Origin of the sequence: Hypericibacter sp., assembly GCF_050729195.1 — a bacterium.
Lineage (GTDB): Bacteria > Pseudomonadota > Alphaproteobacteria > Dongiales > Dongiaceae > Hypericibacter.
Genome location: NZ_JBOHKS010000086.1, coordinates 1 through 11,655 on the forward strand (window position 1 = coordinate 1; position 11,655 = coordinate 11,655).

The window sequence follows — 11,655 nt, forward strand, 5'->3', positions numbered from 1 at the left end:
CCACCACCTCGAGCCCGCCGCGCGCGAAGGCCGCGATATAGCCCAGATTCCAGGCGGCGCCGAAGAGCCCGCGCTGGCGCGGATCCATCTGCGCCAAGCAGACCCGTTGGTTGTTGGGATTGACCGAGGAGGCGGCGCCATAGGGATTGTCGCGGGCGCCGATGGCGCTGGGCCCGACCCAATAGGGCTTGCCGTCGATGAAGGCGCGGGTGGACTGCACCTGGTAAGGCAGCGCCTCCAAGGTCTCCATCACCGACCGGTCGTCGGCCGCATGGACGATCGGACTCGATGTGTGGGTCACATAATCGAGCAGCATCGCCGGCGGGCGCTTGCGGTTGAGCTCGGTGAAGAAGGAGAACATGCCCCCGCCCAGCTTAATGCCCGGGAAGAGCTTGCGCGCCGCCGCATAGATCGCTTCCGGCGGCGGCGCCTTCGGGCCCTTGCTGCCGGGCAGCACCGCCTTGAGATCGACGGCCGGCGAGATCACGACGGCCGCGGGCTTCAGGCCGCTCTCGGTCAAGGCCTTTGCCAGGGGCGCCAGCTCGGCCGCGGGATCGTCCGTCTGCCCGGGCAGCGTGATCTCCAGCACGATGCCGGCCCCGGTCGCCTCGGCGATCTTCCTGTAGGTCTCCAGCTCGCGGGCACCATGTTTCTGGCGCAGATCGATCTGCGCGATCAGCAGCTGCGGCCCTGCGCGTTTCAGCAGGTCGGCCGCGGCGAGCGACGGCGCCCCCTCCTCCGCCGGCAGGCCGAGCCCGATGCGCGGCAGCTTGCCGCCGCCGGGTTCGCCCAACGACACCGTGATGCCGACGGCCGCGTCGGCGCCGGTGGCGGGCTTGGGCGCAGGCCCGCTGAAGCTGAGGCTCACCGACTGCTTGAAGCTCTCGCCCTTCTTGAGCGTGTAGGGCCAGGGCAGCGCCAGCGGCCGCACATAGGTCTTGTAGGAGGCGTCGCACCAATTGCGGTGATCCTCCATCTCGAAGCTGTCGCCTTCCATGCGCGTCGTCGCCCAGACGCCGGGCGCCGCCTCATGGCTCAGCGCGCGGATATCGAGGAAGGGCTGCACCGGATTGACGATCGCGGGGAACTTGTCGGCGACCTTGCGCCCGTCCACATGCTCGATCTTCACCGGATGGCCCGCCACGCCCTTCAGCGGATGCAGCACGACGAAGCCGGTGCGGTTGGTGAGGAAGTCGGTCTCCGGCGTCGCGGTCGCCTCGAAGCTCAAACTGCCATCCGGCTTGCCGGCGATGCGCGCGTCATAGCGGATCTTGCGTTTGGCGTCGGAACAGACGGCCTTGTAGGAGACCGCGAAGCCGTCGGCCCCTTCCGTCACCTTGAGATCGCCGATCGCCGGATCGAAGGTCCCCCAATTTTCGTCGCGCACCAGGAACGCCACCGTGCGCAGCACCTCGACGCCGCCGAAGCGGATGGTGCGCAGCGCGCCATTCTCGAGCTCGGCCGTGAGCGGCCCGGCCTTCAGCGTGCGGCCCGCCACGTTGGGCTGCTCGGTTCCGGCAAGCATGATCGCGGGCGACGGTGCGGCGATAGCCATGGTCCTGAATCCTTCTCAAGCTCCGGTCATTCTAACTCTTTTTCTTTCCTCTCCTCCCGCTTGCGGGAGGAGAGGGCAGGGTGAGGTGGGTGGTAAAGCTTGTGGCGCTCTTTCTTGAGAGAGCCCCCTCACCCTACCCTCCCCCCCACGCTCGTGGGGGAGAGGAAAGAAATAGCCAGGACGGTGCATCAGAGGGCCTTCTCGGTCTTGGCATCGAACAGCGAGGCCCGGTTGAGATCGATCTGCAGCTCGAGCTTCTCTTCCGGCCGGCTGACATCATGGGCCTGGAGCTCGGCCACCACGGCCTGTCCGCCGAGGCCGAGCGTGGCATAGCTGCGCGAACCGGTCGGCTGGACCAGCTCGACAGTGGTCCCGATCTTGACGGCGCCCGGCGGCAGCGCCGTGCCCTGGGCGCGGCTCATATGTTCCGGCCGCAGGCCCAGCACGATCTCGCTGTCGTTGGCGGCCGCGAGCTGGCCCCAGCGGCTGGCCGGCAAGGGCAGCAGGGTGCCGTCCCCGAGCTTGACGGCGCGGGTGCCGCCCCCGTTCACCAGGCGGCCGGGGAGGAAGTTCATCTGCGGTGAGCCCAGGAAGCCCGCGACGAAGCGGGTGGCAGGCCGCTCGAACAGCTCCAACGGCTTGCCCTGCTGCTCGATCTTCCCGTCGCGCAGCAGGACGATCCGGTCGGCCAGGGTCATGGCCTCGATCTGGTCGTGGGTCACATAGATCATGGTGGTGGCGATCTCCTGATGGAGCCGCTTGATCTCGCCCCGCATCTCGTCGCGGAGCTGCGCATCGAGGTTGGAGAGCGGCTCGTCGAACAGGAAGAGCCGCGCATTGCGCACGATGGCACGCCCGATCGCCACGCGCTGGCGCTGCCCGCCCGAGAGCTGGCGCGGCAGCCGCTCCAGGAGCGGCGTGATGCCCAGCATGTCGGCCGCGCGCCGAACCCGGGTCTGGATCTCGGGCTTGGGCGTCTTGCGCGCCTTCAAGCCGAAGGCGATGTTCTCATAGACGGTCAGGAAGGGATAAAGCGCGTAGTTCTGGAACACCATGGCGATGTCGCGGTCGCGCGGGCGCATCTCGTTCACGACCTTGCCGCCGATCTCGATGGTGCCCTGGTCGACATCCTCGAGGCCGGCGACCGAGCGCAGCAGGGTCGATTTCCCGCAGCCCGAAGGCCCCACCAGCACCGCGAATTCCTGGGCCGGGATCTCGAGATCGACGCCGCGCACGGCATGGACCGGCCCGTAATGCTTATGCAGGTCCTTGATCTTCAGATCCGCCATGATCTCGATCCTTCGTTCATGCTCAGCCCTTGACCGCGCCCATGGAGATGCCGCGCACCAGATAGCGCTGCAGCATCGCCACGGCGATGAAGACCGGCACGGTCCCCAGCACCGACATGGCCGCGATCTTGGCCCAGAAATTCGACTGCCCGCCGAAATAATGCGTCACCTGGACCGGATAGGTGATGACCTCGGTCCGGGTCAGCACCAGGGCGAAGATGAAATCGTTCCAGGCGAAGACGAAGGTGAAGACGGCGGTGGCGAAGAGCCCCGCCCGCGCCATCGGAAACACCACGCCCATCAGCACCTGCCAGCGGCTGCAGCCATCGACCAGCGCGCTCTCCTCGAGCTCGATCGGGATGTCGGCGATATAGCCGCGCATCATCCAGATCACGTAAGGCAGGTTGAAGGCGGTATAGAGCAGGACCAGGCCCCAATAGGTGTCGACGCCGCCGAGCCAGACATAGAGCAGGAAGATCGGGAACACGATCACGATCGGCGGGATCATGCGCTGCGAGATGATCCAGATCGCCAGATCGTCGCCGCCGGTGCGAAAGCGCACCAGGCTGTAGGCCGCGAGCGTGCCGAAGAACATGGCGAGAATCGTGCTGGAGCCGGCGATGACCAGGCTGTTCCAGACCGCGACCACGTCGCCATCCTTGAACAGCACCGCGTAATTGGCGAACTGGATGTTGGCGGGCCACCAGACCGGCGGGAAGGCGAAGATCTCGTCCGGCGTCTTGAAGGAGATGATGAAGAGCCAGTAGATCGGGAACAGGAACACGAACGTGACCGCGGCGGCGGCGGCATAACGCAGGCCCAGCGTCGTGGCGGCGCGCCGGCCCTTCATCGCGCGATCCCCGTGCGCTTCAAGAGGATCATCACCACGACCGTCAGCAGGAAGATCACCAGGAAGGCGATCGCCGCGGCATAGCTGATCTCGAACTGCTCGAAGCCCTGGAGATAGGCATAGACCGAGATGGTCTCGGTCATGGTACCGGGGCCGCCGCGCGTCAACGCCCAGATGATATCGAAGATGCGGAAGAGATCGAGGCCGCGGATGAGGAGCGCCACCGACATGACCGGCCAGATCGCCGGCAGCACGATGCGCCGGAAGATGGTGCGATAGGGCGCGCCGTCGAGCTCGGCCGCTTCGAGCAGCGACTTGTCGACGTTCGAGAGCGCGGCCAGCAGGATCAGGAACATGAAGGGCGTCCACTGCCAGATCTCGCAGACCAGGATCGCGGGATAGACCGTGTTGGGATTGAGCAGCCAGATGATCGGCACCTGATGGCCCGCGAACCAGGCGATGATCTGGTTGATCGGCCCGAAATGATGGTCGAACAGCAGCCGCCAGGTGGCGCCGGAGACGATCGGCGAGATCATGGTGGGAAGGGTCAGGAGCGCTATGAAGATCGCGCGGCCCGGCATCTTCTCGAGGAAGAGGTGTGCCAACAGCAGCCCCAGCACCAGCTCGATCGGAAGGGCGACCGCCGTCAGGATCAGCGTATGGGCCAGCGATTGCCAGAGGCGCAGATCGTCGAACAACGCGGCGTAGTTCTTCAGGCCCTGGAAGGAGGTATCCGCTTCCATCATCGTCACGCCCTGGAAGCTGACGATCAGCGAATAGATCAGCGGGAACAGGCCGACCAGCAGCAGCACCAGGATCGCCGGGGCGACGATCACATATTTGAAGTTCCGATCCAGGAACGGGCCGCTCGCCGAAGCGCGACGCCGTCCGGCCGCCACTTGCAGGGTCATGGAGGGGCCGTCATCAACAACTCATCCCCTCCCCCCTTGCGGGGGAGGGCAAGGGAGGGGGTGAACTCCATGGCAGCCCCGTTCGCGCGGTGGAAAGTTCTTTCATCATCGCATCCATCACGTCGTCCCCCTCCCTAACCCTCCCCCGCAAGGGGGGATAAGAAGAAAGGGAGCGGCGGAATGTCCGCCGCTCCCCAGGTCTCACATCTGCGGATAGGCGCCGGACTTGGACGCCCAACCTTGATAGACCGCCTTCTGCTTGTCGACCCCGACCTTCTCGGTGATCGCGTCCCACTGGGCCGCGATCTTGTCGAGGATGGCCTTGGGATCCTCGCCCGACCAGAGCGCGCTGATGCCCTGGCGGAGGGCTTCTTCGTACTTGTCGGTCTGGAGGAGCGAGAGATCCAAGAGGCCCGTCTCGGAAGCCTGCTTCAAGGTCGCGAGATAGTCCTTGGCATCCGGCCAGCGCGACAGATAGGTCGGATCGGTGTAGTGCGAGACCCGGAACGGATCGCGCAGCGTATAGGGCAGCTGCACGCGCTCGGTCGAGATCTTCTCGCTGTTCAGCCACTGGATGAACAGATAGGCGGCGTCCTTATGCTTGCTGGTCGAGGCCACCGAGAGGGCGAAACCCAGCGCCAGCTGCGGATGACCGCCGGGCGGCAGGGCATAACCGACCTTGCCGGCGATCTGCGTCTTCGGCACCCAGTTGAGCGCCTTCTCGTCCTGGCCATAGCCGGCAGCCCACCGGCCATAGGGCGGCCAGGAGATGGTCATGGCCGTCTGGCCCGACATGAAGGCCGCCAGATTCTCGACGAAGCCCCAGGTCTCCACGCCGGGCGGCATGAACTTGTTCTCGTTGCGCATATCGGTCATCACCTTGACGCCGATGTCGCTGTTGATGGTGGCCTTCATCGTGTTCGCGTCGAAGAACTTGCCGCCCTCGTTGCGGAAGCGCTCCTGGAACATGAGCTGGGCATAGGGCGCCTGGCGGAAGAAGGCGGCGCCATACATCTTCGGCTGGAACTTGTCGGTCAGGAACTGGCCGATCTCGTCGAACTGCTTCCAGGTCGTGGGCGGAGCCAGGTCGTAGCCGAACTTGGCCTTGAAATCCGCCTGGTTCTGCGGATCGGCGAAGACGTCCTTCCGGTAATACATGATGAAGACGTCGCCATCGTCCGGGAAGCCGTAGATCTTGCCGTCCACCGTCATCTGGTTGTCGCGGAAGGTCGGCGCGATTTTCTGCAGCTCGTCGCGGTATTTGTACTTGTCGACATAGGAATCGAGCGGCTCGAGGGCGCCGGCCTTGGCGAGGTCGGGCATCCAGGACGGGATCACGTTGAGCGCGTCATAGGCCCCGGTGCCGGCGCGATATTCCTGCATGATCTTGGTGAACATCTCTTCCGTCGGCACCTCGATCACCTTGACCTTCATGCCGGTCAGCTTCTCCCACATCGGGCCGGAGAAGTTCAGTGGATCGAGCGACTGGAGGCCGGCTTCCCACACGACGGTGATCTCGGTGCCGGCATATTTCTTCGCCGCCTCGGCGGCGATCTCATCGGCGGATTGTGCCGCAGCGCCCGACGACCAGGCACTGAGCGCGAGACCGGCGAAGGCGCCGGCCCAGGCGAGCTTCTTCAACAAACTCATGGCTTCCTCCCGTGCGGCTCGATGACAACGGATGCTTGCATCCGTTGTCTGAATCGATCCGCTCTCCTGGTTTTGGTGGACTGATTCACCCAACGCTTGGCCTCCAAGCGTTGGGATCAGGCCACTGCCCTTTCTCGAGGGCTTGCGTGTCGACCATTGGCTTGATGTCAGGTGGCGTGTTTGGCGGCGATTCTCCTTTGCGGGGCTAGAGCACTCTCCCATTCCTCTAATGGCCAAAACGCTGGCGGTTGCGTTCCAGCCGGGACTTCCAGACAGGCGAGCTCAAGACGGAGCGATTGACCACGCCGCGCGGCTCCTCGCCCTTCATCACGCTCAAGACCGCCCTGATGTCGGCGGCGCCGTTGCCGGCAAAACACTGGTCGGTCCAGCAGAGCGCATGCGGCGCCAGGATCACATTGTCGAGCGTGAGGATCGGATCGTCGGCGGCGGGCGGCTCCTGCTCCAGCACGTCGAGACCGGCACCGGCGATGCGCCGCGCCTGCAGCACGCGGGTGAGCGCCTGCTGATCGACGATGGAGCCGCGCGCGGTGTTGATGAAATAGGCGGTCGGCTTCATCAGGCCGAGACGCGCCTCATTGACCAGATGGCGCGTCTCGGGCGTCAGCGGGCAATTGACCGCGAGCACGTCCGAGCGCCGGAACAGGCTGTCGAGATCGACCAGCTCGATGCCCAGCTCCGCCGCAACCTTGGCGTCGGCGAAGGGGTCATGGGCGATGAATTTCATGTCATAGGGCTTGGCCAGCCGGAACAGCTCGGCGCCGATATTGCCGATGCCGATCGAGCCCAGCGTGCGCCCGACCAGTCCCACGCCCATATGATCGACGCGGCGTGCGAAGCCTGCCGGCCCCTCGCGCGTCAGCCGGTCCTTGATCATGAGCTTGCCGGTCAGGGCCAGCATGAAAGTGATGATCGAGACCGCCACCGGCCGCCGCACGCCGTCGGGCGTGATCGCGAGGGCGATGCCGGCCTTGCTGCAGGCCTCGGTATCGACATTGTCATAACCGACGCCGAACCGCGCGACCAGGCCGAGGCGCCCGTTGGGATGGATGCTCTCGGCGGCAAAGCGCGGCATCAGCAGGATGAGGGCGTCGAAGTCCGCCAACTGCTCCGCGGTCACAGGGTTGGCGGGCCCGAGGAACACCGTCTCGACGCCCGGCGCCGACAGCAGCGGCCCCAGATCGAAATCCGGAAAGGTCGGCGAGCCGTCGGGCTTCTTGAAATCGCCCGAAAGAGCCACGCGGAAGGGAGCCGTGCTCATCGCGCCGGGACCTATCTCTTCTTCTTGCCTTTGCGCTTGGGCGCTTCGTCCACCGCCGCGGCGATCTTGGTCTTGCGGCCCGCCTTGCCCTCGCAGGCCCCGCGCAGCTTCGTCAGGGCGTCGGCCAGCGCGTTATGCAGCACCCACACATCGCCCGAATAGCAGATGAAATCGAAGCCGATATTGAAGTAATCGACACCGGCCTCGACCGTCGGCACCAGGCGGCCCAGCGCCTTGTCGTGGTTCCTGGTTGCGGCCGCGACCTTATCGATCGCGTCGGTGAATTTCGGATCGCCGAACTGGCCGGGAATCCCGAGCGAGGTCGAGAGATCGAAATGCCCGACCCAGAGGCAGTCGACGCCCGGCAGGGCCGCGATCTTGTCGGCATTGCGCACGCCCTCGGCCGTCTCGATCTGACAGAACAGCGTGGTGCGCTTGTTGGCGGCCGCCTGTTTCTTGGCGACATCGCCCGGCCGGTAATTGTCATGGGCGACCTGCAGCGCCACGCCGCGCTTGCCCTCCGGGTAATATTTCATGCAGTCGAGGATGGCGCGGGCCTCCTCGGCCGAGCCCACCATCGGCACCATGATGCCCTCAGCACCCATATCGCAGGCGCGCGCGATGTGGTCGTAGTTCTTCGAGGGCACGCGGCAGATGACCGCGATGCCCGCGGCCTCGAAATAGCGGATGGCGCTCTTGACGGTCTCGAAGGAGAAGCCCGAATGCTCGAGATCGAACAGGACGAAATCGCCGCCGGCCGATTTCACGATATGGCCGATGCCCGGGGTGGCGAACTCGACGATGAAATGGCCGAGCTTCACCTTCTTGCTGCGGGCCATCTGCTTCAGGCTGACGCTTTCCATGCTCCGCTGATCCCTTCATGGCGGCCTCGGGAATAGAGACTCCCGAGGCCCGCGGTTACTCCGATCCCTCGCAGACCAAGGCGTAGTCGGTGACGATCTTCTCCGCCACCAGGCGCGCGCTCGCGCTGTTGAACGAGGCGAAATGCGCCGATTTCAGATGCAGCTCGAAGGCCGCGCGGTCGTCATAGATCTCGTAGAGGACCACCCGGTCCTTCTCCTTCGGCGGTTCCAGCACGTCGAAGCGCCGGCAGCCCGGCTCCTCGCGGACCGAGGCCCGCGCATTCTCGTCAATCAGCCGGCGGAACTCGGCCTGGCGACCGGGCTTCAGGTGAAAATCCACCATGATCACGTAGCCCGACATGCTCGCCTCCCTGCTCGCCCACCACCTGCCAATACAAACCCGCCACCTGGTCGAGATGCGCGCGGATCACCCGCTCCGAACGGTCGGGGTCGCGCGACGCGATCGCCTCGGTGATGGCCGCATGGGCCCGGTAGGCGATCTCGTTCTGACCCGGATAGGTCAAGGTCATGGTGCGCTGTTCCATCAGCCATTCGGCGATGGCGGCATGGATCGCGGTGAAGATCGGATTGCGCGGGATCACCGCCAGCACATAGTGGAACGCCATGTCGGTCTGCTCGAAGCGGCGGATATTGCCGATCGAGAGCCGGTTCTCCTCGAGCGCGCGCCGGAGATCGATCAGGTCGGCCTCGGTCGCATGCTCCGCCGCGTGGCGCGCCAGCCCGATCTCGAAGAAGGTGCGGGCCTGCTGGAAATGACGGATGCCGTCGGGCTCGGAGAGCATCAGCCGCGCCGTGCCGGCGAGGGATTCGATCACGAGCTTGGGCGTGGGCCGCGTCACGCGGGCGCGCTCGCCGCTACTGACCGCCACCAGACCCATGGTCTGCAGCGAATAGAGGGCCTCGCGCACCGCCGGCCTCCCGACCCCGAACTGCTTCATCAGATCGCGCTCGGAGGGAAGCTGGTCGCCCGGCTGATAGCCGCCCTCCTGGATCATGGCCTCGAGACGGGCCGCGACCTCCTCGGACAGCTTGCGTCGCCGGATGGGGCTGACTTGCATTGGTATCCTTGGTATCTGGTGTACCGTTTATACCAGCCGGCCCCGACGCTAGGGCGACCGGTTCTCGCCGGTCAAGCCGGCGCAGGGCCGGTTCACTCAGTTCCCTGTGGAAAACCGGTACAAACATCTCGAGCGATCGAGGTCGATCACGGGGGTGCGGGGCGGCTGGGCTTTGTTTTCCTAGGGCCGGACCCCTTGCCAAGGCGGAAACCGGGCTCGCTTGCTATCCCCCGACCCGGCTTCTACATAGGGGGCCCCGCATTTCAGGAGAGAATTGAATGGCGAAGATCAGCCACCATGCCGCGCTCATCTACACGATGATGATGGTGTCGGCGTCCGACCGGAACATGTCCGACGCCGAGCTCGGCTCGATCGGCGACATGGTGCTGCATCTGCCGGTGTTCGAGGATTTCGACCGCAAGAAGCTGCCCAAGGTCGGCGCCGATTTCGCCAAGCTGCTGCAGGAAGAGGACGGCCTCGACGAGGCCCTGTCGCTGATCAAGAAGGCGCTGCCGAAGAAGCTGCGCGAGACCGCCTATGCGCTCGCCTGCGAGGTGGCCGCCGCCGACGGCAAGGCCTCGCAGGAGGAGCTGCGGCTCCTCGAGCTGATCCGCAATCACCTCGACATCGACCGTCTCACCGCCGCCGCCATCGAGACCGGCGCCCGGGTCCGTCACCGGACGGTGTAGGCTGCGACGACCTCCGCATCGTTTGCGAGACGGTTATCCTTACTCGTCACCCCGGCCCCCGCATCCGGCCGAAGGCCGGCATGACGATTGGGAAAATCGCGTCTTGCCCTGAACGTTCGCGCTCCAGCCGCCTTAAAACGCCTCCATGATCGCGGGGTCGCGGCGATCCGCCTCTTTTCTTCCCATCACCGCCAACCAAGTCAGGCGTGGCGGGGGGAGTGAGGAGCATCGATGCCCGTCGAGTATGTCGTCCCCCGACCCAGCCAGAAAACCGCCCCGTCCCCGCAAGCCACGCGCCGGGAATTCCTCTATCTCGCAACGGCAGCCACCACGGCGATCGGCGTCGCGTCCCTCGCCTGGCCGTTCCTCGATCAGATGAACCCCTCCGCCGACGTCATCGCGGCGGGCGGGCCCGTGACCGTCGATATCTCGAAGGTCGAGCCGGGCCAGCAGATCGTGGTGACCTGGCGGGGCCGGCCCATCTTCATCGTCCACCGGACGCCCGATGCGCTCACCGCGCTGCAATCCACGTCGATGCTGGACCGCCTGCGCGATCCGCAGTCGCAGGCCCTGCAGCAGCCGCCCTATGCGAAGAACTGGTCCCGCTCGGTGAAGCCGGAGTTCGCCGTCCTGGTCGGCATCTGCACGCATCTGGGCTGTATCCCGAGCTTCCGGCCGACCGTCACCGCCGATTGGCCCGGCGGCTATCTCTGCCAGTGCCACGGCTCGAAATATGATCTGGCGGGGCGCGTCTTCCGCGGCGTGCCGGCGCCCTACAATCTGCCGGTGCCGCCCTATCGCTTCGAGAACGACGCCACGCTGGTGATCGGCGACAATCCGCAAGGAAGCAATTTCTCCCTCGACGACATCAACCAGCTTTAGAGGCGGCTGGCCGCTCCAACACGAACCCCCACTCGCCGTCGAGATCGAGCGACGGCAGGCGGCGAAATCCCAGCGCCATGAGCAATCGCTGCGACGGCGCGTTGCCGGGCAGCGTGCCGGCGACGACGCGCCGCTTGGCGCGGGCCGCGAAGAGATAGGCGATCAGCCCCGCCACCGCCTCGCGCGCGAGGCCCTGGCCCTGCCAGTCGGGCGCCAGCGTATAGCCGATGCGGGCACCGGCCGGATCCGCCGCCGGCGCGAACAGACCGATATCGCCGATCAGTCTGCCGCGATCCTTGAGCGCGATCCCGATCTGGAACCAGCGGCCGGGCCAATCGGGATCGAGCCAGGCCATCTCGGCGATCAGGGCCGCTGCGTCGGCAGGCCCGAAGCTCGACCAACCCTGCCAGGGCAGCACGTCGGGATGGGCGCGGTAGGCTGCCAGGTCGGGCAGGTCGCGCGCCTGGAACCGGCGCAGGGCCAGCCGCTCGGTCTCGATCCGGGTGAAAGCGCAATCGGGCATGAAACTCTTTCTCGCGAGCCTCGGCCCTCAACCAACCATGGCAACCCCACAACAGAAAAGGGCCGCATCCCCGAAGGGATACGGC

At 65.7% G+C, this 11,655-nt stretch carries 12 protein-coding genes; 2 read left to right on the forward strand and 10 right to left on the reverse strand.

Translation table 11 applies throughout. The features are described from left to right. The 9 genes from ACREE8_RS06575 to nanR all read right to left on the reverse strand — a co-directional run. Positions 1–1,555, reverse strand: a 1,555-nt coding sequence (locus ACREE8_RS06575) for a hypothetical protein (RefSeq protein ID WP_431572183.1), incomplete at its 3' end; no start/stop codon positions are given. 188 nt (positions 1,556–1,743) lie between these two features. Next, the gene (locus ACREE8_RS06580) at positions 1,744–2,844 is read right to left on the reverse strand and encodes an ABC transporter ATP-binding protein (RefSeq protein ID WP_431572184.1); all 1,101 of its coding nucleotides are present in this window, start codon (positions 2,842–2,844) and stop codon (positions 1,744–1,746) included. 22 nt (positions 2,845–2,866) lie between these two features. Next, positions 2,867–3,694: a carbohydrate ABC transporter permease gene (locus ACREE8_RS06585; RefSeq protein ID WP_431572185.1), complete on the reverse strand. Its 828-nt coding sequence runs from the start codon at positions 3,692–3,694 to the stop codon at positions 2,867–2,869. Then, entirely contained in the window at positions 3,691–4,605 is a 915-nt protein-coding gene (locus ACREE8_RS06590) for a carbohydrate ABC transporter permease (RefSeq protein ID WP_431572186.1), read from the reverse strand. Before ACREE8_RS06590 ends, ACREE8_RS06585 begins: the two co-directional genes overlap by 4 nt. 201 nt (positions 4,606–4,806) lie before the next feature. Continuing rightward, positions 4,807–6,255, reverse strand: coding sequence for an ABC transporter substrate-binding protein (locus tag ACREE8_RS06595; protein WP_431572187.1), 1,449 nt, complete (start codon positions 6,253–6,255; stop codon positions 4,807–4,809). Between the two features lie 226 nt (positions 6,256–6,481). Continuing rightward, positions 6,482–7,534 (reverse strand): NAD(P)-dependent oxidoreductase, encoded by a 1,053-nt coding sequence (locus ACREE8_RS06600; protein ID WP_431572188.1) that lies wholly within the window; start codon positions 7,532–7,534, stop codon positions 6,482–6,484. A gap of 11 nt (positions 7,535–7,545) precedes the next feature. Then, on the reverse strand, positions 7,546–8,397 hold the full coding sequence (locus ACREE8_RS06605) for an HpcH/HpaI aldolase family protein (RefSeq protein WP_431572189.1): 852 nt from the start codon (positions 8,395–8,397) through the stop codon (positions 7,546–7,548). A gap of 55 nt (positions 8,398–8,452) precedes the next feature. Further along, complete coding sequence (locus tag ACREE8_RS06610; protein ID WP_431572190.1) at positions 8,453–8,758, reverse strand: putative quinol monooxygenase; 306 nt, start codon at positions 8,756–8,758, stop codon at positions 8,453–8,455. After that, positions 8,685–9,476, reverse strand: coding sequence for a transcriptional regulator NanR (gene nanR, locus ACREE8_RS06615; RefSeq protein WP_431572191.1), 792 nt, complete (start codon positions 9,474–9,476; stop codon positions 8,685–8,687). The genes ACREE8_RS06610 and nanR overlap by 74 nt, the downstream gene beginning before the upstream one ends. A 278-nt stretch (positions 9,477–9,754) precedes the next feature. Here nanR and ACREE8_RS06620 point away from each other — a divergent pair, with 278 nt between their 5' ends. Together ACREE8_RS06620 and petA are read left to right on the forward strand one after the other, a co-directional pair. Continuing rightward, entirely contained in the window at positions 9,755–10,165 is a 411-nt protein-coding gene (locus ACREE8_RS06620; protein WP_431572192.1) for a tellurite resistance TerB family protein, read from the forward strand. Between the two features lie 231 nt (positions 10,166–10,396). Then, positions 10,397–11,047: a ubiquinol-cytochrome c reductase iron-sulfur subunit gene (petA, locus tag ACREE8_RS06625; RefSeq protein WP_431572193.1), complete on the forward strand. Its 651-nt coding sequence runs from the start codon at positions 10,397–10,399 to the stop codon at positions 11,045–11,047. Here petA and ACREE8_RS06630 read toward each other — a convergent pair. Next, the gene (locus tag ACREE8_RS06630; protein WP_431572194.1) at positions 11,034–11,570 is read right to left on the reverse strand and encodes a GNAT family N-acetyltransferase; all 537 of its coding nucleotides are present in this window, start codon (positions 11,568–11,570) and stop codon (positions 11,034–11,036) included. The genes petA and ACREE8_RS06630 overlap by 14 nt on opposite strands. Positions 11,571–11,655 lie beyond the last annotated feature (85 nt).